21 protein-coding genes are annotated in these 18428 nt (G+C 67.2%); 10 read left to right on the forward strand and 11 right to left on the reverse strand.

All coding sequences use genetic code 11. The features are described 5' to 3' along the window. Window positions 1–41: 41 nt before the first annotated feature. The gene (locus tag M0R89_RS03515; protein ID WP_248651186.1) at window positions 42–473 is read left to right on the forward strand and encodes a VanZ family protein; all 432 of its coding nucleotides are present in this window, start codon (window positions 42–44) and stop codon (window positions 471–473) included. A 371-nt stretch (window positions 474–844) separates the two neighbouring features. Beyond that, entirely contained in the window at window positions 845–1930 is a 1086-nt protein-coding gene (locus tag M0R89_RS03520) for an archaeosine biosynthesis radical SAM protein RaSEA (RefSeq protein ID WP_248651187.1), read from the forward strand. A 72-nt stretch (window positions 1931–2002) separates the two neighbouring features. Here M0R89_RS03520 and M0R89_RS03525 read toward each other — a convergent pair whose 3' ends face one another. Together M0R89_RS03525 and M0R89_RS03530 are read right to left on the reverse strand one after the other, a co-directional pair. Then, window positions 2003–2539, reverse strand: coding sequence for an Ig-like domain-containing protein (locus tag M0R89_RS03525; protein ID WP_248651188.1), 537 nt, complete (start codon window positions 2537–2539; stop codon window positions 2003–2005). A gap of 2 nt (window positions 2540–2541) precedes the next feature. Continuing rightward, window positions 2542–3171 carry a hypothetical protein gene (locus M0R89_RS03530; protein ID WP_248651189.1) on the reverse strand — a complete coding sequence of 210 codons (630 nt, stop codon included), beginning with the start codon at window positions 3169–3171 and terminating at the stop codon, window positions 2542–2544. A 300-nt stretch (window positions 3172–3471) separates the two neighbouring features. On the opposite strand from M0R89_RS03530, the gene M0R89_RS23285 reads away from it, so the two are divergent. Both M0R89_RS23285 and M0R89_RS03535 read left to right on the forward strand, forming a co-directional pair. After that, on the forward strand, window positions 3472–3597 hold the full coding sequence (locus M0R89_RS23285) for a hypothetical protein (RefSeq protein ID WP_256478482.1): 126 nt from the start codon (window positions 3472–3474) through the stop codon (window positions 3595–3597). Continuing rightward, window positions 3594–3767, forward strand: a complete 174-nt coding sequence (locus tag M0R89_RS03535) for a hypothetical protein (RefSeq protein ID WP_248651190.1) — start codon at window positions 3594–3596, stop codon at window positions 3765–3767. The genes M0R89_RS23285 and M0R89_RS03535 overlap by 4 nt, the downstream gene beginning before the upstream one ends. A 32-nt stretch (window positions 3768–3799) precedes the next feature. Here M0R89_RS03535 and purQ read toward each other — a convergent pair whose 3' ends face one another. Beyond that, entirely contained in the window at window positions 3800–4477 is a 678-nt protein-coding gene (gene purQ, locus M0R89_RS03540; RefSeq protein WP_248651191.1) for a phosphoribosylformylglycinamidine synthase I, read from the reverse strand. Window positions 4478–4532: 55 nt separating this feature from the next. Then, entirely contained in the window at window positions 4533–4787 is a 255-nt protein-coding gene (gene purS / locus M0R89_RS03545; RefSeq protein ID WP_248651192.1) for a phosphoribosylformylglycinamidine synthase subunit PurS, read from the reverse strand. A 155-nt stretch (window positions 4788–4942) separates the two neighbouring features. Here purS and M0R89_RS03550 point away from each other — a divergent pair, with 155 nt between their 5' ends. After that, a complete protein-coding gene (locus M0R89_RS03550; protein WP_248651193.1) occupies window positions 4943–5971 on the forward strand; it encodes a formyltetrahydrofolate deformylase in 1029 nt (342 codons plus the stop codon). A 194-nt stretch (window positions 5972–6165) separates the two neighbouring features. Further along, window positions 6166–7545, forward strand: a complete 1380-nt coding sequence (locus M0R89_RS03555) for an arylsulfotransferase family protein (protein WP_248651194.1) — start codon at window positions 6166–6168, stop codon at window positions 7543–7545. A gap of 66 nt (window positions 7546–7611) precedes the next feature. Here M0R89_RS03555 and M0R89_RS03560 read toward each other — a convergent pair whose 3' ends face one another. After that, window positions 7612–8637, reverse strand: coding sequence for a phosphoribosylaminoimidazolesuccinocarboxamide synthase (locus M0R89_RS03560; RefSeq protein WP_248651195.1), 1026 nt, complete (start codon window positions 8635–8637; stop codon window positions 7612–7614). Between the two features lie 305 nt (window positions 8638–8942). On the opposite strand from M0R89_RS03560, the gene cofH reads away from it, so the two are divergent. Together cofH and M0R89_RS03570 are read left to right on the forward strand one after the other, a co-directional pair. Continuing rightward, entirely contained in the window at window positions 8943–10334 is a 1392-nt protein-coding gene (gene cofH, locus M0R89_RS03565) for a 7,8-didemethyl-8-hydroxy-5-deazariboflavin synthase subunit CofH (RefSeq protein WP_248651196.1), read from the forward strand. Window positions 10335–10359: 25 nt separating this feature from the next. Continuing rightward, window positions 10360–10917 carry a metal-dependent hydrolase gene (locus M0R89_RS03570; RefSeq protein WP_248651197.1) on the forward strand — a complete coding sequence of 186 codons (558 nt, stop codon included), beginning with the start codon at window positions 10360–10362 and terminating at the stop codon, window positions 10915–10917. A gap of 35 nt (window positions 10918–10952) precedes the next feature. Here the strand turns inward: M0R89_RS03570 and M0R89_RS03575 are convergent, their stop codons facing one another. The 6 genes from M0R89_RS03575 to M0R89_RS03600 form a co-directional block, all read right to left on the reverse strand. Next, window positions 10953–11474, reverse strand: coding sequence for a hypothetical protein (locus tag M0R89_RS03575; RefSeq protein WP_248651198.1), 522 nt, complete (start codon window positions 11472–11474; stop codon window positions 10953–10955). A gap of 353 nt (window positions 11475–11827) precedes the next feature. Then, window positions 11828–12952, reverse strand: a complete 1125-nt coding sequence (gene cofG, locus M0R89_RS03580; protein WP_248651199.1) for a 7,8-didemethyl-8-hydroxy-5-deazariboflavin synthase subunit CofG — start codon at window positions 12950–12952, stop codon at window positions 11828–11830. 110 nt (window positions 12953–13062) lie between these two features. Then, a complete protein-coding gene (gene cofC, locus M0R89_RS03585; protein WP_248651200.1) occupies window positions 13063–13749 on the reverse strand; it encodes a 2-phospho-L-lactate guanylyltransferase in 687 nt (228 codons plus the stop codon). A 268-nt stretch (window positions 13750–14017) separates the two neighbouring features. Then, window positions 14018–14806: a DUF4398 domain-containing protein gene (locus tag M0R89_RS03590; RefSeq protein WP_248651201.1), complete on the reverse strand. Its 789-nt coding sequence runs from the start codon at window positions 14804–14806 to the stop codon at window positions 14018–14020. After that, window positions 14784–15965, reverse strand: a complete 1182-nt coding sequence (locus M0R89_RS03595; protein ID WP_248651202.1) for a tubulin/FtsZ family protein — start codon at window positions 15963–15965, stop codon at window positions 14784–14786. The genes M0R89_RS03590 and M0R89_RS03595 overlap by 23 nt, the downstream gene beginning before the upstream one ends. A gap of 269 nt (window positions 15966–16234) precedes the next feature. Continuing rightward, the gene (locus tag M0R89_RS03600; protein WP_248651203.1) at window positions 16235–17119 is read right to left on the reverse strand and encodes a complex I NDUFA9 subunit family protein; all 885 of its coding nucleotides are present in this window, start codon (window positions 17117–17119) and stop codon (window positions 16235–16237) included. 181 nt (window positions 17120–17300) lie between these two features. Here M0R89_RS03600 and tmk point away from each other — a divergent pair, with 181 nt between their 5' ends. After that, a complete protein-coding gene (gene tmk, locus M0R89_RS03605) occupies window positions 17301–17894 on the forward strand; it encodes a dTMP kinase (RefSeq protein ID WP_248651204.1) in 594 nt (197 codons plus the stop codon). A gap of 30 nt (window positions 17895–17924) precedes the next feature. Then, window positions 17925–18359, forward strand: coding sequence for a hypothetical protein (locus M0R89_RS03610; protein ID WP_248651205.1), 435 nt, complete (start codon window positions 17925–17927; stop codon window positions 18357–18359). The last annotated feature ends 69 nt before the right edge of the window (window positions 18360–18428 follow it).

Below are 18428 nucleotides of genomic sequence, written 5' to 3' on the forward strand. Positions count from 1 at the left end.
GACCGGTGGTTTTTAGCGCGATACGTCGCAACTCTCCGCCGATGGAACTGGACGCGCTCCGTCCGCCGCGCTGGCTCCGCTGGCTCGCGGTCGCAGTCGTGGCTGGCGGCATCTTCTACGCCTCGGTCCTCGACTCGCCGTCGTCGGGACTCCCGTCGCTCGGTCCGCTCGGCGTGTTCGGCATCGACAAGTGGCTCCACGCGTTCGCCTACGCGGCGCTCGCCGGGGCGCTCGCGGCCGCGCTCGCTCCCGGCCGCACGCCCGCGGTCGTGGCCGCGCTCGCAGCCCTGCTCTCGGTCGGGTACGGCGTCGGCATCGAGTTCGTGCAGGCACCGCTCGCGCAGCGACACTTCTCGGTCGCGGACATGGTCGCCGACGGGGCCGGGGCGTTCGTCGCGGTCCTCGCCTGGCGGCTCTGCGTCGGGTTCGTGGGTCGGAGGTCTTCGGAGAGGGCGGAAGAACGAGAGGTGTAGCTGTCCGTTCTCCCGGCGATTCTCGGTCGTTTGATTCTCGGTTCGGCTTGGATTCTCGGTTTGTGCTTGTTCCGACGTGCGCGAGCAACGCGCGCGAGACGAAAGTAACCAGTTTCTGGTTGCTCTCGTAGTCAAGAGTCGCTACTCCCGACTCCGATGAGCAACTGCACCGCAACCGCACAGCACCACGACAGCCTCGGACCTCCCCAGCCTCCTGCGTTGCTCGGCCTGCGGCCTGCGCTACTCGTCCCTCACGCGCATCGGCGCGACACGAGAGTCGCGCCGGGGCGTGCCGGGACCGACGAACTACTCACTGAACTCGGATTTCGGACCCGAAGCCGATTTACGCGCCCGAACGCTACCCACGCCCAATGAGTAAGCCGACGCCCGACGTGTACGAGCAGGGGCGGGGAATGGACGCCCACAACAAGGTGATGCGCGAGATTCGCGCCGAGAAGGACGAGACCTACGACCCCCACGAACCCACGCGGGTCTGGATAGACGAGGACCGCACGCCCGGCGGCGTCTACCAGAGCCTCACCATCATCCTCAACACCGGCGGGTGTCGGTGGGCGCGCGCCGGCGGGTGTACGATGTGCGGCTACGTCGCCGAGTCCGTCGAGGGCGGGTCGGTCGCCCACGAGGCGCTGATGGACCAGATTCAGGTCTGTCTCGACCACGAGCGGGAGCAAATCGAGGCGGATGAGGCCGACGGCGAGTCGGGCCTCATCAAAATCTACACCTCCGGGTCGTTCCTCGACGAGCGTGAAGTCGGCGCGGAGACCCGCCGAGCCATCGCCGAGACGTTTTCGGACCGCGAGCGCATCGTGGTCGAGAGCCTGCCCGACTTCGTGGAGCAGGAGAAAATCGAGGACTTTACCGAGCAGGGGCTGAACACCGACGTCGCCATCGGACTGGAGACCGCGACCGACCGCGTGCGCCACGACTGCGTGAACAAGTACTTCGACTTCGAGAACTACATCGAGGCCAGCGAGGAGGCCGAGGCCGCCGGGGCCGGAATCAAGGCCTACCTCCTGATGAAGCCGCCGTTCCTCTCGGAGTCCGAGGCCATCGAGGACATGAAGTCCTCCGTGCGCCGGTGCGCCGAGTACGCCCACACCGTCTCCATGAACCCGACCAACGTCCAGCGATACACCATGGTCGACCAGTTGTACTTCCGGGACGGCTACCGGCCGCCGTGGCTCTGGTCGGTCGCCGAGGTGCTGGAGGACACCGCGGACGCCGACGCCATCGTGGTCTCGGACCCCGTCGGCCACGGGTCGGACCGCGGCCCGCACAACTGCGGGGAGTGCGACGACCGAGTCCAGAAGGCCATCAAGGACTTCGACATCCGGCAGGACCCGAGCGTCTTCGAGGAAGTGTCCTGCGAGTGCGAGGCGACGTGGGAAGCGGTCGTGGAGCGCGAGAAGAGCTTCAGCCTGCCGCTCGCGCGGTAAGTCGGTCACTCGGTTCCGTCTCGACTACTTCTCCGCGACCCCTCCCGGCGTTTCGAACGACACCGATAGCTATCAGCGACCGCCGCAACCCTCGCTAGTGCTGATGCTCGCCGACTCGATTCGGTCCGCGCGAATCGCCACGTCCGTGGCCGACTCGTTGCAGTCGAACCGGGACTCCGGAACCTCGACGATTTTCTCTCGGTCCCCGAGGCCGACCGTAATCGCGTAGTCGCCGCTCTCGCGCAGGTCGATAGCGAGATTCGCGCCGGCATCGAGGGCGTAGCGCTTCGAGAACCACGGCTCGGCGTCGGCCCCGCCGGCGATGCCGACCGTCACCTCCCGACTCCGCTCGGTCGCGTTCCAGACCCAGACCTGATGGTGGTCGCTCCCTCGCCCGACCGCGAGCGTCGCGACCGTCGCGTCGGCCGAGAGGTCGGTGATGGCCGCCGGAACGCCCCTGTCGGGCGGGTCGGACTCCTCGCGCACGTCCGGGGGTCCACCCGCGAACGGCACCGACGAGAGGCATCCCGAGACCGACGCGGCGAGCGCCGACCCGCCGAACGCGAGGAGGCGGCGTCTGGTGAGACTCGACCTAAGGTCCCGACCCATCGCTACGTCCCTCCGGGCGTGGTCGTGCAGGCCATCGAGGTCGAGACCGTCCCGGCCTCGATGCCGTCGAGTCGCACCTGCACGTCGGTCCCGGTGGCGTTGCACCGGAACCGGTCGGGTTCGACGGTGACGGTCTTTTCGTAGTCGCCCTCGCGGACGGTCACGTCGTAGGTGCGCCGCTCGCGGAAGACGACCGCGAGCGGTGCCCCGGCGGGGAACTCGGTCTCGACGCGGTAGAGTTCCGTACCCCCGGTCGCGACCGTGACCTCGACGGTGGCGGGGTCCCCGGTCAGGTTCCATACCCAGACGTGGGGCGTCTCGTAGTGGTTGCCCGGCGAGTCAGGTCGCTCTCCGACGACGAACGCCCGAAACGGTTCGTAGGTGTCGGACTCGATGGTCGGCGAGCGCGGAACGCCCCGGTCGGCGACCGCGGCCGGTTCGACCGCCTCGACGGTCGGCGGAGCAGAGTCGGTCGTCCCGGTTCCGTTCGGCGGTTCCGTCTCGGCGGTCGTCCCGGTCTCGGGCCCGGGAGTCGTCCCGCCGGACGACTTGCCGCCGGAGCCGAGACACCCGGCGACGCCGAGGGATGTCCCGGCCGCGAAGGTCCGCAGCAGCGCGCGTCTGGAGGGCATGGCCGGGAGATGGTCGTCGCCCGACAAGTGTCTTCTGCGTCGCCTTCGGGCCGTGCGGCCGCCGGACCCGACGAGCGCCCGGTCGCGGACAGGTCGACCGAGAAACTCCGGAACCGCCAGCGGGCGGCCGGAAACGGCCGGTTCAATCGCGGTTGCGAGCGTCTAAGCCGACCCTACTCGCCGGATACTCGCCGGATAACAAAGTCCTCGCTCGCCTTGCGTGGTCGTGGGGGTGGCACACTGGGGCGACGCCCGGCGACCGGGGAGTTCGCCGGAGTCGTCGTCCGGTGTGTCGGACACATGTCCGAGGGATGGGGCGACTACGAAACTATCTTCTGTTCGAACGGCTGGATCGAGATTCGGAACAGCGACGAGACCCACGACCAGTGGATAGCCAGCGATACGCCGGTGTCCATCGAACGATGACGGTCGGAACTGGTCCGGTCGCGGCCGGAATCGACCCGCTGGCGGTCGCCGCGGGACCGGTCTCGGCGTGGTCGGTCGCGGCCGTCGTCGGCTGGCTCGTCGTGGTGGTTCTCGTCTGGTTGCTGTTCTTCGCTTACGGCCGAGGGAAGCGCCAGACCCCGCGGCCCTGAGCGGTCCGCGGCCGCGATTCGCGATTCGTTTCTCAGGCCTCGAAACCGCGCAGGATGCCCTGTCCGTCGGTGCCGCCGATGTCGGGGAGCGAGATGCGCTCGGGGTGGGGCATCAGCACCGCCACGTTCTCGGACTCGCCGAGGACGCCGGCGACGTTCCCCTTCGACCCGTTCGGGTTGGCCTCGTCGGTGACGTCGCCCGCCTCGTCGCAGTACCGGAAGAGGACGCGGTTCTCGTCGTTCAGTTCCGCGAGGTGGTCGTCGGGCACCTCGAAGCGGCCCTCGCCGTGGGCGATGGGTAACTCCACGACTTCGCCCTCGTCGTACCGGGCGGTCCACGGCGTGTCGGCGTTCTCGACCCGGACGTGGACGCGCTCGCACTGGAACCGCGCGGAGGCGTTGGTCGTGAACGCGCCGGGGGTGAGCCGCGACTCCGAGCCGATTTGGGCGCCGTTGCAGACGCCGAGGACCGGCGTGCCGGAGGCGGCCGCCTCCCGAACCTCGGCCATGATTGGGCTGTTGGCCGCGATTGCGCCCGCCCGGAGGTAGTCGCCGTAGGAGAACCCGCCGGGGAGCATGACGCCGGAGGGGTCCTCGGGCAGGCCGTCCTCGTGCCAGACGAGTTCGGCGTCGATGTCGAGGTGCGAGAGCGCGCGCCGGGCGTCCCTGTCGCAGTTGCTGCCGCCGAATTGGACGATAGCGACGGTCACGCGGACCACCTCTCGCGGCGTTCGCAGACGGTCGGTGTCGTCGAGATAGCGACGGTCATGCTCGGGGTTCGACCTCGACCTCGTAGTCGTGGATGGTCGGGTTCGCCAGCAGTCGCTCGGCCATCTCGTCGGCGCGCTCGGCGGCCGAGTCCGGCGACTCGGCGTCCAAGTCGAGTTCGAACCGGTCGGCCGACCGCAAGTGGTCCAACTCGAAGCCTAGTCGTTCCAGCGCCCGCTTGGTCGTCTCTGCCTCGGGGTCGAGGACGCCCTCCTTCAGGCGGACCGTGACCGTGGCGGTGTAGGCAGTCATCGGGTCGAGATGGTCGTTCATGCTCAAAAGCCCTTTCGGAATCCACGGTCGTTTCACGAACGTGCATACATGCGGGAATCTTGCGCCGAAGCGTCCCCTTTTTACGGTTAAGTCCCGTCAATACCTGCATCTATGTCCCCCGAGCAGGTGGTACGATGACCCGGAGCGAACTGACCGAAATCACCGTCGTCGGCGACGACGATACCGGACTCGTCGCCCGCGTCACGACCCTGCTGTTCGAGCGCGGAATCAACATCGAGGACCTCGATCAGGCGGTCCGCGACGACCTCTTCCGCATGACGATGCACGTCGATGCCACCGGCATGGAGGGGACCCGCGAGGGCCTCCGCGCGGACCTCGACGACCTCAGCGACGACCTCGGCGTGGACGTGCGGGTCCGGTTCCCCGACGACCGCGAGACCAAGCGCATGGCGGTGCTGGTCACGAAGGAGAGCCACTGCCTCGAACGACTCTGCGAAGTCGCGGCCGAGGACGAACTCGACGCCGAGATTTCGGTCGTCATCGGCAACCACCCCGACCTCCAACCGGTCGCCACCGAGTACGGCATCCCGTTCCACGACATCGGCGACGCGGAGGGGAACGCCGACGAGGACCGACTGCTCGACTTGCTGGGAGAGTACGACATCGACCTCGTGGTGCTGGCCCGCTACATGCGCATCCTCGGGCCGAACGTCGTCTTCCGGTACGAGGGCCGCATCATCAACGTCCACCCCAGCCTCCTGCCCGCGTTCCCCGGCGCGAAGGCCTACCGGCAGGCAAAGGAGGCGGGCGTCCGCATCGCAGGTGTGACCGCCCACTACGTGACGACCGACCTCGACCAAGGCCCCATCGTCGCCCAGCGGGCGTTCAACGTCCCGGACGGCGCGAGCGTCGACACGCTCAAGGAGCGTGGCCAACCCCTCGAAGCCGACGTTCTGCTGGAGGCGGTCCGACTCCACCTCGCCGACGACGTGACGGTCCACCGCGGCCGTACCGAACTCCGGGACGACGCCCGCGAAGTGGCGACGGGCGAACTCGGCGAGGCGGACGCGACTGAGGCGACCGGGGAGGCGGCGAGCGGCGCGGCCTACCAACTCGGGATGCCCCCCGAACTCGACCGCGCGACCCCGGACGAACCCACCGACGAGCGACTCGTCGCACCCCCGAAGACCGGCGACGACTGAGGACAGACCGAGAGCGCGGCGAGGGAAGGCTGGCGGCAGAACGCGGGCCGAAAGCCGGACCGAAATCCGTTCGACACGATTACCTCTTTCGATTCGACGGCCGGTAACGCCGCGATGGCCCGAGTTTAGTCGCCGGATAACAAAGACGGTCTACCACTAACCGCGAGTCAATGCGTTTTCGGGACGCCGTTAGGGTGTTGTTCGTCGGTATCGTCGTCGCGTCGGCGTTCGTGGTCGCCTCGGGCTACCTCTCTGCGGAAGCCTCGTCGTCGTCCGCGGCCGGACGGCCGACGTTCGACGCGGCCCCTCGCGACGGAATCACCGTGGTCGCCACCGACTCGAACACGTGGATGGGCAAGGCCGGCGACGGGCCGCGAGCGCGGGCCGAACTCGTCGCGTTCGCGCCCAACGGGAGCGTGATGTACTACAACGACACGCACACCCGGTACTGGGACGTGGACCCCGTGAAAGGCGAGGAGACGACCGTCGAGTACGTCGCGGCCGACCACCTCAACGCCTCGGAGTGTCACGCGACGACGGCCTGCACGCGGAACGTGGTCGAGCGCGTCAACCTCACGACCGGCGAGACGACCCGAATCTACGGGCGAATCACGCCGGGCAAGCACTCGACGCGGTGGCACGACGCCGACCGACTCGACGAGGACAGTCTGGTCATCGCCGACATCGCGCAGGACCGGGTCTACGTCGTCAACACGACGAGCGGTCTCGTGGAGTGGTCGTGGGACGCCCAGCAGAACTACGCGCTGTCGAGCGGCGGGCCGTACCCCGAGGACTGGACGCACCTCAACGACGTGGAGGTGCTGGCCGACGGCACCATCATGGCCAGCCTCCGGAATCAGGACCAAGTGGTGTTCCTCGACCGCCAGACCGGTCTCATCGAGAATCGGACGCTCGGGGGCGAGGACAAACACGGCATCATCTACGAACAGCACAATCCCGACTACATCAACGCCTCGAACGGCGGTCCCGCGGTTCTCATCGGCGACTCGGAGAACAACCGCGTCGTGGAATACCAGCGGAAAAACGGCGAGTGGACCCGGTCGTGGACGTGGCAGGACGCCCGGATGCAGTGGCCCCGCGACGCCGACCGCCTGCCGAACGGCCACACGCTCGTCACCGACTCGAACGGCAACCGCGTCTTCGAGTTGAACCAGCAGGGAGAGGTCGTCTGGAGCGTGGACGTGGCGTTCCCCTACGAGTCCGAGCGCCTGAACACCGGCGACGAGAGCACCGGCGGTCCCTCGGCGACGAAGGCGAACCTCGGGTCGGAGTCGGGCGGCGGTGCGGGCGAAGGCGGAGCGGACGGGCAGGTCACGTCCGACAGGGACCAACCGGGTCCGCTGGAGCGGGCGTGGGCGGTCGTCAGAGACTTGCTCCCCGGACGGACCGCCAACGGCCTGATGTACGTCACGCCCATCTGGATGGGCGGCCCGGAGGTGCTGGCGCTCGCGGCGCTGGTGCTGACGCTGCTGGTCTGGGTGGTCTGTGAGGCCTACTGGTCGTCGTGGCGCGCGTCGGTCCACAACCCGGTGTCGATTTCCCGGCGGGAGTAGTCGGGCGCGAGTCCTGTTTTCGAGTCTTCGCACGCGCGAGGCGAAAGCCGAGACGAACTGGCGCTTTCAGAGGTTCCGAACGACCGAGACCGCGTCTTCGAGCGAGGGCGCGTCGAACAGTTCCCGGCCGACGTAGGCGTTCGTGCCCGCGGCGTAGAGGTCGCGGGCCGCCTCCACGACGTCGGCGTCGAGCGGTTCGGGAGACTCCTCGCAGAGCGACTTCCAGTCGGCGACGCCCCGCTCTTTCGCCTCGCGCTTGGCCGCCTCGACCGCCTCGACCCACTCGGACTGGGTGCGCTTGTGGTACTGGCGGACGAACTCCTTGCTGACCTGCTGGCCGTGGAACGCGAAGCGGTTCTCGTCGAAGGTGCCGACCACGTCGGCGACCCGGACCTCGCCGTCGAAGTAGCAGCACTCGATTTTGCCGTCCTCGTGGACTAACTCGGCCTCGGCGGCTCGTTCGGTCACGACCCGATTCACTTCGCGGGCGACGGACTCGAGTTCCGCCACGTCGGCGAGTCCGGCGATGCGGTCGGCCTCGCGCCGCGAGAGGTAGCGGTCGCCCTCCTCGTACTTCGTGGAGAACTCCACGATGGGTTCCTCCAGTTGGACGACGCCCTCGGGCCACTCCGCGAAGTCCAGACCGTGGTCGGCGGGGTCGGTTCGCCGCCGGAGACTCGACCCCACGGGGACGCTGTTCCGGAAGACGACTTCGAGCGGAATCAGGAAGTTGCCGCCCGCGGCCTCGTGGTAGGCGTCGTAGTCGTAGTCCCGGCCCTCGTGGGGCAGGTCGGGCACCTGCGTCAGGTCGATGGCCATCTCGGTCGGCGGGTCGTCGGCCTCGGCGAGCGGAACGACTTCGCCGGTGTCGGGGTCCACCACGCCCCGGTAGTGAGTCGGCACGCCCTCGTCTTCGAGCGTCTCGAAGTTGAACGCGCCCATCGAGCAGAGACTCGCGCCCTTGTCGGGAATCTCGTCGGGCATCTTCCCCCAGTCGAACACCGAGTAGTCGTCGGTGAAGACGAACGACCCGCGCCCGAGCGTGGTCGCGGTCGGTTCTCGCTCGACGCGGAACTCCTTGACGCTCGTCACCGTAACCACCTCGATACCGTGCCGACGCCCGCGTACGCCCCGTCGCTGTCGGTCATGTGCGAGGGGTCGCCGCCGTCGGACTAAGGCGTTTCCATTCCCGTGCGCACTTTCCGACGGTTGTCTGCCCGAAATGTGCACCTTCGCGCATTGACGAGACGAGCGCGTCGCGGTGGCTTCGCAGGCCAGTGCGATTTCGAGACGGTCTTCGTCCCGGCGGCGTCGTTCGTCGCTCCGTAATCCGGGCCGACGCCGACACTCTGCCGTAACCCGTCAGTTTTTACCGCTCCCAACCGTCGTAGCGGGTGATGGAAGACGCGGCCCGGACGAACGTCCCGCGAGGAGAGTTCGACTTCGAGTGCGTGCCCGAGACCGACCGGTCGTTCGAGACGGCGCTGGCGAAGGCCCGCGACGGCGAGCGCCTGACGGTCGCCGACGGCGTCGAACTCATGACCACGGGGACCGACCGCGAAGGCATCGACCTCGCGCGCAAAGAGCGCGTGCTGGAGGCCGCCGACCGCCGCCGGGCCGAGGTGGTCGGCGACGAAGTCACCTTCGTGGCCAACCTGAACAACAACGTCACGACCGCGTGCAACACCGGATGTCTGTTCTGCAACTTCAAGAACACCGCCCAGAACTTCGAGGCCGACAGCGAGGCGGACCACGGCGGGTTCACCAAGACGCCCGCCGAGTCCCGAGAGGTGGTCGAGTCGGCGCTCGAGACGGGAATCTACGAGGTCACGTCTGTCAGCGGCCTCCATCCCGGTCTCGCGCTGGACGACGAACACTTAGAGATACTCGACGCGAGCGACCGCGGCGACCTGAACTACAAGCCCCCGGCGGCCTACGAGACCGACCCCGGCACCTACGTCGAGCAGATGGAGGCCATGAACGTCGGCGACGTTCACCTCCACTCGATGACGCCCGAGGAAGCTTACCACGCCCGGCGGGGCACCGACTGGTCCTACGAGGAGGTGTACGGTCGTCTCAAAGAGGCCGGACTCGACAGCGTGCCCGGCACCGCGGCCGAGATTCTGGTGGACGAGGTCCGGGGCGTCATCTGCCCCGGCAAAATCGGGAGCGACGAGTGGGTCGAGGCGATGGAGGCCGCCGCCGCGGTCGGTCTCGACACGACCGCGACCATCATGTACGGCCACGTCGAGAACGAGGCCCACCGCGTGATGCACCTGAAGCGAATCCGGGACCTGCAGGACCGGACGGACAACATCACGGAGTTCGTTCCCCTGTCCTTCGTCCACCCGAACACGCCGCTCGCGGAGCGCGGGATGGTCGAGTCGGGCGCGACGACCCACGAGGACGAACTGATGATAGCGGTCTCCAGACTCTTCCTCGACAATATCGAGAACATCCAGTCGTCGTGGGTCAAGTACGGCGACGAGCAGGGCCTGAAGATGCTCTCGTGCGGCGCGAACGACTTCATGGGCACCATCCTCAGCGAGGAAATCACGAAGCGCGCGGGCGGGACGTTCGGCGAGTTCCGGTCGTTCGAGACGTACGTCGAGATGATAACCGCCATCGGCCGGACGCCCGTCGAGCGCTCGACCGACTACCGCCAGACGCGGGAGATAGACCCCGCGGACCCGCCGTTCGGGCCGGAACTGGGTCCGGCCGCCGACGGGACGCCGCTGGTCCCCGAGTCCGAGCGGAGCGCCGCGGCCGAGACGGTCGCCGACGACTGAGCGGGTCGAGCGAGGCACACGACGCATGATGAACACCACCCACACCGCGATGGGGGTCACGCTGGCGGCCCCGCTCGCGGTCGTCGCGCCAGAACTCGCGCCCGCGGCCGCGCTGGCCGGAGTCGCGGGCGGCGTCTTTCCGGACCTCGACCTGCTCTCCGGTCAGCACCGCCAGACGCTCCACTTCCCGGTCTACTACTCGGCGGCGGCGCTCGTCTCCGGCGCGGCGGCACTCGTCGCCCCGACCGTCGGGACGGTCGCGGTCGCGTTCTTCCTGCTCTCGGCCGCGCTCCACTGCGTGACCGACGCCGCCGGCGGCGGTCTCGAACTCCGGCCGTGGGAGGCCACCGACGACCGGGGCGTCTACGTCCACCCCGCGAATCGGTGGGTCGCCCCGCGGCGCTGGATTCGCTACGACGGTGCGCCCGAGGACCTCGTGTTGACGGCGGTGTTCTCGCTGCCGGGCCTGCTGCTGTTCGACGGCGCAGTTCGCGCCCTCACGGTCGTCGGACTGGTCGTGGCGGTGGTGTACGTCGCGGTCCGCAAGCAGTTGCCGGAGCTAGAGACGCGGTTTCTGCGGTGAGTCGGCTACTTCATCAAAACTGAAGGCAGCGGTAGTTATCGTAGGAGGCCACACAGCAACTGGCCCAGCAGACCCTTCGACGGGTCACACGACACTCGCACTTGGATTCGGTTAGTCTCGACAATGAGACCGAGGACGTTGAGCGTTATCGGGCCGAGGTCGAGGAAGATAAGCGTCTGTTGCTGCATCGCAGCGGCTCCGCCGCCCCCGAATGCGGCACCCGAGTTCACCGGTTCGACGGAGATAGGCACTCCCGAGAAGGATTCCTCGAACTTCTCGACGCCTTTTTCGCCTCGGTACTTTCCGGAGACGGTCCCGCTCGCGGTCCCCGCTTCCTCGTCTACGCTATCGAGCGATACCTTGAGCGCCCCAACTCCCTCACCACCGTCGAGGGTGTACTCGTTCGGATTGTACGTAATCGGGTTCTTGTTCCCCGACTGTTGGGCTGCAGCAGACCCGGAAACCGCCGCCAGCCCGGACGCCGCAAGGCCTGTCGCGCCAATTGTTTTGAGAACTCTCCGTCGGTTCGTGGTGTTTGGTTCGTTTTCGTCTGTCATAGATTCCATCGCGAGGTCTCCCTCCCGTCCGGTATTGATACCGATTTCGCGCCCGACACGCACGTCATGGGGAGAACCTCACCTCGAAGTCCGCATCGCCTACGGGGATAAACACCGAAAGCTCTCCCGATTACTACGTTTCGGGAATTAGACGGTTTACCGCTAGCCGTTCCGAGTAATGCGCCTGAGCTTTACCGCCGAGTGCGTTCGTTAGGGTGGTTCTACCGGTTTCTAAGCGCTGACTATTTCTGAAAAAGAGCGCAGGTAACCGTTCTGCGCCGCGACACTACGAGTGTACTATTTCGAACCGTTTCACGCGTAGTCAGAGTATGCACTGCACAAGGCCAGTAAGCTTAACTGAACAGGGTTTCGCGGTATCGCTCGCCCGCCTCGTCGTCGGCCGCCATCGCTCGCTGAATCGTCTCCGAGACCCACTCGTTGCCGTCGGCCTCGCCGCCGAACTCCTCGGGAAGGTAACGCCGGTAGACCGGCAGGCGCTCGTGCAGGGGCACCCCGGCCTCGTCGGCGATGTCCTCCAACTCCCGCAGCGCGGGCCACTCGTACTCGGGATTGATGTGGTCGTCGGTGACCGGCGAGACGCCGCCGAGGTCGTCGACGCCGCAGTCCAGCAGGTCGCGGGTCGGCGAGAGGTTGGGCGGGACCTGCACCGACACCTCGTCGGGGAGGCAGTCGCGGGCCATCGCCACGACCCGGCGCATCGTCTCGACGGAGGGGCGTTCGTAGTTCGACCGCTCGTTCGGGACGACGTTCTGGACGATGACCTCTTGGACGTGGCCGTACCGCTCGTGGAGTTCGCGGACGGCCAGTAGGCTCTCGGCCCGGTCGCGCCACTCCTCGCCGATGCCGACGAGCAGGCCCGTCGTGAACGGAACCCCCAACTCGCCGGCGGTCCGGATGGTGTTGAGGCGCTGGCCGGGGTTCTTCACGCGGGGTCCGGCGTGGGCGCCCACGTCGGCGGTGGTTTCGAGCATCACGCCCATCGAGGCGTTCACGTCCGCGACCGTCTCCATCTGCTCGCGGGTCTGGTCGCCGGGGTTGCTGTGAGGCAGGAGACCCTCCTCCAGCGCGATTTCGCAGACCTCGCGCAGGTAGGCGTGAATCGAGTCGTGGCCCCACTCGTCGAGTTGGGCGTGAATCCGGTCGTAGCGGTCGTCGGGGTCGTCGCCGAAGGTGAACAGCGCCTCCGTGCATCCGGCGTCGGCCCCGGTCCGGACGATGTCCCGGACTTCCTCGGGCGAGAGCAGGGAGGCCTCGCCCGGCGGGTCGAAGTAGGTGCAGTAGGTGCAGGTGTACCGGCACGCGGTCGTGAGCGGGACGAAGACGTTCTTGGCGAAGGTGAGTTCGTCCGCGGGTTCGACGTCGTCGGGACCGACGTCGAGCAGTCGCCGGACTTCGGTCTCGTCGAAGGTGATGTCGACGTCGTACTCGTCGGCCCCCGGAATCTCGGCACCAGCCATCGGTATGGATTCTCGCTTCGCCGGGAAAACGCTTGTTCTCTCGGTAACGTCGTCCCGCCGGGCGCGTCGACGGCCGTCCGCGGCGTGCGCGAGCGGTCGGGCGTCAGCCCTCACGACCGAGAAGCAAAACCGGCGTCGCGCTCGACCGTCGTCCGGCCCGCGTCGTCCGCGAGGCCGAACCCGGCGCGTCGGAGCCACGACCGGGCGCGACTCGCCTCGCGAGGGTCAGCACCGGAAGAACTGTCTCGGCCGCCGCGGGGCGCGCTCCCGCCGTGAATCAGCACCTCCGCCAAATCAGCGCGCTCGTCCACGTCGGTCGCCAGTCGGTGCGAGTCCACGGCCTCGACGCCGGCGCCGACCGCCCGCGCCGCGTCGAGGTGGTCCAGATACGAGGTGCCGTGGTAGTCCGCCCGGAACTCCGGGTGGCGCGCGACGACGGCGTTGGTCCCGCCGCCGCGACCCGGCGCGAGGACCACGTCGCCGTCGGTGTCGAACAGGGCCGCGAGCGCGCCGGGCGTCGCCAGCGCGAGGTCGGCCATCACCACCGTGACCGGTTCGTCGGTCTCGGCGAGGACGGCGTTGACCGCCTCGGTCAGCGGCCGCGGGTCCACGGTGACGGGCGCGTCCGCCTCGACGGGCGCTGTGGCGAGAATCTCGGGGTCGCGGCCGATCGCGCGGACCGCCGCCAGCACGTCGGCCAGCATCGCCTCGGCGAACGCCGTCCGCTCGTCGGACGACAGCGTGTCGGCTAACCGGGTCTTGGGCTCCTCGGCGGCGTACGGGACCACGACTCGCATGCTCGCTTTCCAACTCGCGCGTCCTGCCTTAAGAGGCTACGGAATGGCGGTGGTCGGGGTCGGTGGCGGCCGAGCGTCGTCGGTGGGAAAGCGTCGCTGTCGGCCGAGCGGCGGAAGAGCCGCCGCTCGGCAATCTCCATATTTCTGAAAGAAATACACACGTTTCTTCGAGAAACGCGTAAATGGTTCCGGTGACGGTCGTCCGTCACCGACGATTCCCCTTCACCCCGTCGCGCGAACGCGAAAACGGTCCGAAAGCGAAGCCGCGTCAGCGAAGTTTGTCGTAGTCGTCCTGCTGGTTCGAGCGGTACCACAGCGCGCCGCCCACCACGACGACCAGCGCGAGCAGTCCCGCGCCGCCGTAGAGCAGCATCTGGGTCTGCTGGCTCGACTGCTGGGAGTTCTTGGCCTTCTTCTTGGCCTCGCTGGCGAGGTCCACCGCGTTGCCGAAGTTCTCGGCGTCGAACGCCGAGACGGCGTTGTCGAGCGTGTCCTCCGCGCCGGAGACGCTCGCGCCGGAGTTCTTGGCCGAGTCGATGGCGCTCTGGGCCGAGTCGATGGCGTCGCGGGCCTCTTGGCTCTCCTCGGTGTACGGTCGGAACGTCCACTTGTCGATGGAGTCGCTACTGCCGCCCTCGCGGAACTGGTTCAGTTCGGCCAGCGTCAGTTTCTGAGCGGGGTCGTAGCTGTAGTTCTCGACTTCGGGAACGGTCCCCTTAACGACGACCTTCACCTCGAAGGCGTCGCTCTTCTTCAGCGAGTGGTTGAACGACTGACCGTCGTAGGACTTCTGGTCGATTTTCGACCCGCCCTGGTCGAACAGTTGGACGGTCCACGTCACGTCGGTCAGTTCGGTCTTTCCGTTCAGCGTCCACGTGTCGTACTCGCTGAACGGCTTCGTGATGGTGAACGTCGACTGTACGTCTTCGCCGACCTGCTTCTCGTCGGGCGCGCCGCTGGCGGACGCCGACATCGCCGCGGCGGGACCGACCGCCGAGACGACCAGCGTCGTGGCGAGCAACAGCGTGAGTAGTTTAGAACAGTGGTTCGAGTTCATCGTCGTCGTCCTCCACGAGTTCTTCCAAGTTCTCTTCGCTCTCCTCCTGAATCTCGTCGATGTTGTCCTGGGCCTCGATGGCGACCTCCTGTAGCTCCTTGATTCGCGGGACGTTGTTCACGCCCGACAGGAGGACGACGCTGGCGACGTACTGGGAGTCGGCGACGGGGTAGTCGCCGCCCCGGACCTCCATCGACCCGGTCTGCTCTTCGAGCCACTTCCGACCGCGCTCTATTCCCTTCCGGTTGAGGTGCTGAGGCGGGCCGCTCAGGACGAGCAGCGCGCGCTCGGTGCCCTCGATTTCGCACGGGAGGGTGAGTCGCCCGAGCGCCGCTTTCCGGACGAGACTGGTGATGCGGTTGGTGGTGTTGGCGGTGTCGGTCTGGTTGTTCTCCTCGCCGCCCGTGAACCGCGAGAGCAGTCCGCTCGACGACTGCTCGTTCTCGACTTCCTCGGCCGCGTAGCCGATGGTCGAGACGCCGCCGCCGGCGAGCGTGTTGATAATCTCGCTGGAGTCCACGACGCTCTCGGCGACTTCGTCGTCGCCGCTGACCTCACCGGCACCGAACAGGATGCCGAACCGCCGCACGATCTCCTCGTTTATCTCGGCGTAACCGCCCTCGATGGACTCGCCGGACTGTCGCCACGCGTCGTTGTCGAACACCATCAGGTTGTCCACTTCGCGGACGAACGTCTGGAACGACCGCGCGGCGTTGAGCGTGTAGATGCCCCCTTCGTCGCCGCCGGGCAGGATACCGAGACCGTACACCGGTTCGGTGTAGATGCGCTTGAGGTGCTTGGCCAGCACCGGGGCGCCCCCGGAACCGGTGCCACCACCCATCCCCGCGACGATGAGGAACGCGTCGACTTCGTGGACGGGGATGTTGTCGATAGCCCCCTGAACTTCGTCGATGTCCTCCTCGGCGATTTCCGCGCCAAGTTCGTTGTCTGCTCCGACGCCGTGACCTTTCACTCGGGATTGACCAATCAGGACACGATTGTCCTGGGGAACCTCGTTGAGTCCCATCAGGTCGGCCTTCGCGGAATTAACCGCGACTGCCGACCGGACGATGTCGCTTCCAGTTCGCTGGTCGTATTCCAGGAACTTGTCCACGATTTTCCCACCGGCCTGCCCGAAACCAATCATTGCAAGCTTCATTTTCCGGACCGTACTCCGTTGGGAGAAACACAGCCACGAAGGGGTGATAATCCTTTTGGTCCGTTCCACGACCACCGGAAATGGCGTATTACGCCTAATCACCCGACGATAACCGGACATTTCCGGGTGTGAAGGACCACCACCAGCTGGCGGACATGTCCTTTTAAGTTTATTGCCGAGCAGACGTATTTGATAACTGGACGGTCGAAACGCGTCTGACTGGCGTCTGACTGGCGTCAGACGGCGATTCGCGTGAGCGCCCGGCGAGGCTACCGATTCGAGACGCCGAGATAGGCCCCGAGCGTCGTCAAATCGCCGGTCTCGACGCCGAACGCGTCGATGTCGTTGTCCGAGACCGTGTTGTCGAACTTCAGGGAGCGATACTGGTCGCTCCCGAACGGGACGAACGGAATCGAGTCGGCCGCGGTCAGGCCGATGCGCGCGAGCGACATCGGAAGCGGGAGGACCGTGACCGACTTCCCCTCCGCACGGTAGGCGAGGCGAGTCACGTCGGCCAGCGTCAGCACCTCCGGGCCGCCGATTTCGTAGGTCTCGCCGTCGTGGGTCTCCTCGACGCACGCGGCGAGCATCGGCGCGATGTCACCGACCCAAATCGGCTGAAAGCGCGTGCGGCCGCCGCCGGGCAGTGCCGTGACGTACGGCGTCGTCAGGACCTTCGTGAACGAGACGAACTCCCCGCCCTCGCCGAAGACGACCGACGGCCGGACGATAGTGGTCGCCAACGCGGCGTCCTCGACGACTTGCTCGGCCTGTCCCTTCGAGCGCAGGTACTCGGTCGGTGCGGTCGGGTCGGCGTCGAGCGCGCTCATCTGGACGATTTTCCGAACGTCGTGGTCCTCGGCCGCCTCTACGACGTTCTGCGTACCTCCGAGGTGGACTTTCATGTGAGAAGTTCCCCCGGAGGGTTTGAACAGCGGCGAGAGCGCGACGAGGTTGACGACCGCGTCCTGTCCCTCGAACGCGCCCTCGATAGAGTCGTAGGCCGTCACGTCGCCGCGGACGCGTTCGACGCTCGCCGGAAGGTCGGCCTCGTCGGGGTCGCGCGCCAACACGGTCACGTCGTGGTCGTCGTCCAGTTCGCGCACGAGATTCGTTCCGATGAACCCGGTTCCGCCCGCTACGAGAATGTTCATGTCCGAGATAAGTACCGTCGGAAAGTAAAACTAACTGCCGCAGGCCGCGTCTCGGAACTCTTGTAGACTGCGCCCCGAACTCTCGCGAACTCCGTCTCGGGACTCCCGCGGAGCGTCGGCGGCGCGGCGTTGACAGGACCGACCCGCAGGTCTTTATACCGAGCCGAGACCACCTCCGAGTATGCTCATCACGCTGGAGGGTCTCGACGGGAGCGGCAAGACGACCGTCTGGGAGGTCCTGAGCGAGGAGTTCCCCGAGTTCGTCTTCACCCGCGAACCGACCGACTCGTGGTACGGCGACGCGGTGAACCGCTCGATTTCGGACGACGACGCCGACTCGCTGGCCGAACTCTTCCTCTACACCGCAGACCACGCCGCCCACCTCTCGGAGACGGTCCGACCCGCGCTCGAAGACGGGAAGGTGGTCGTCTCCGACCGCTACTCCGACTCGCGGTACGCCTATCAGGCGGTCAGCATCGAGGGGCAGGTCAAGCGCCCGCTGGAGTACATCCGGGGCGTCCACCAGCCGTGGACCCGGCCGCCGGACGCGACGCTCTACTTCGACGTGGACCCCGAGACGGGCGCGGCCCGGAGCGGTGCGACGAACAAGTTCGAGCAGGCCGCGTTCCTGAGTCAGGTCCAGTCGAACTACGAGCGACTCCGCAGCGCCGAACCCGAGCGGTTCGTCCGCATCGACGCCTCGCGCTCGCCCGAGGAGGTCATCGACTCGGCGGTGGACGTGGTCGAGCGCCTGCTCGCCGACCGCGACGAATAGCCTTTGTCACTCGGTGACGTAAGTCGGGCCATGGCAGACGAGGACGCCGGTCGGACCGGTCCCCGCGAGAGTCGGCGCGAACGCGACGAGGAACCCGGCTTCCGGTTCTCGCTCCCGCCGATGGTGCTCCCGGATATGAAACTCCCCGAGCGCATCCGCCTCGTGTTTCCGGTTCCGGACCCGCCGGAGAAGGTCTCCCGGCCGGCCCGAATCGAGGTCACGTGGGTCCTGCTCGCGGTCGTTCTCGCGGACGCGCTCGACGCCGCCGCGGTCCTCGCGGCCGGCCCCGAGACGCTCGCGTGGGCGCGGGCGGCGGTCGGCGTCCTCGCCGCCGCGGTGCTCGTCGGGGGTCCGGGACTGCTCTACGCGTGGGAACTGGTCGCGATTCTGGGCGGACTGGGGTGGCTCTCGGTCGCGCCCACGCTGACCGCGTTAGTTCTCGCGCGACTCCTCCCCTCGCAGTAGGCGGCTTCTCCACTGGGACGTTCCCCCGCGGACAATCGCCTTTTTACCGCCGCGACGTCTCACCTCCAC

Origin of the sequence: Halorussus limi (genome assembly GCF_023238205.1) — an archaeon.
GTDB lineage: Archaea > Halobacteriota > Halobacteria > Halobacteriales > Haladaptataceae > Halorussus > Halorussus limi.

Bases quoted from the DNA above. Each gene is read 5' to 3' on its own strand.
- M0R89_RS03590 (WP_248651201.1), bottom strand. From the start codon at position 14,806: ATGAACTCGAACCACTGTTCTAAACTACTCACGCTGTTGCTCGCCACG.
- tmk (WP_248651204.1), top strand. From the start codon at position 17,301: ATGCTCATCACGCTGGAGGGTCTCGACGGGAGCGGCAAGACGACCGTC.
- M0R89_RS03525 (WP_248651188.1), bottom strand. From the start codon at position 2,539: ATGGGTCGGGACCTTAGGTCGAGTCTCACCAGACGCCGCCTCCTCGCG.
- cofH (WP_248651196.1), top strand. From the start codon at position 8,943: ATGGAAGACGCGGCCCGGACGAACGTCCCGCGAGGAGAGTTCGACTTC.
- M0R89_RS23285 (WP_256478482.1), top strand. From the start codon at position 3,472: ATGTCCGAGGGATGGGGCGACTACGAAACTATCTTCTGTTCGAACGGC.
- purS (WP_248651192.1), bottom strand. From the start codon at position 4,787: ATGACTGCCTACACCGCCACGGTCACGGTCCGCCTGAAGGAGGGCGTC.
- cofC (WP_248651200.1), bottom strand. From the start codon at position 13,749: ATGCGAGTCGTGGTCCCGTACGCCGCCGAGGAGCCCAAGACCCGGTTA.
- M0R89_RS03575 (WP_248651198.1), bottom strand. From the start codon at position 11,474: ATGACAGACGAAAACGAACCAAACACCACGAACCGACGGAGAGTTCTC.
- M0R89_RS03610 (WP_248651205.1), top strand. From the start codon at position 17,925: ATGGCAGACGAGGACGCCGGTCGGACCGGTCCCCGCGAGAGTCGGCGC.
- M0R89_RS03595 (WP_248651202.1), bottom strand. From the start codon at position 15,965: ATGAAGCTTGCAATGATTGGTTTCGGGCAGGCCGGTGGGAAAATCGTG.
- M0R89_RS03550 (WP_248651193.1), top strand. From the start codon at position 4,943: ATGACCCGGAGCGAACTGACCGAAATCACCGTCGTCGGCGACGACGAT.
- M0R89_RS03570 (WP_248651197.1), top strand. From the start codon at position 10,360: ATGATGAACACCACCCACACCGCGATGGGGGTCACGCTGGCGGCCCCG.
- M0R89_RS03530 (WP_248651189.1), bottom strand. From the start codon at position 3,171: ATGCCCTCCAGACGCGCGCTGCTGCGGACCTTCGCGGCCGGGACATCC.
- M0R89_RS03535 (WP_248651190.1), top strand. From the start codon at position 3,594: ATGACGGTCGGAACTGGTCCGGTCGCGGCCGGAATCGACCCGCTGGCG.
- M0R89_RS03600 (WP_248651203.1), bottom strand. From the start codon at position 17,119: ATGAACATTCTCGTAGCGGGCGGAACCGGGTTCATCGGAACGAATCTC.
- M0R89_RS03520 (WP_248651187.1), top strand. From the start codon at position 845: ATGAGTAAGCCGACGCCCGACGTGTACGAGCAGGGGCGGGGAATGGAC.
- M0R89_RS03515 (WP_248651186.1), top strand. From the start codon at position 42: ATGGAACTGGACGCGCTCCGTCCGCCGCGCTGGCTCCGCTGGCTCGCG.
- cofG (WP_248651199.1), bottom strand. From the start codon at position 12,952: ATGGCTGGTGCCGAGATTCCGGGGGCCGACGAGTACGACGTCGACATC.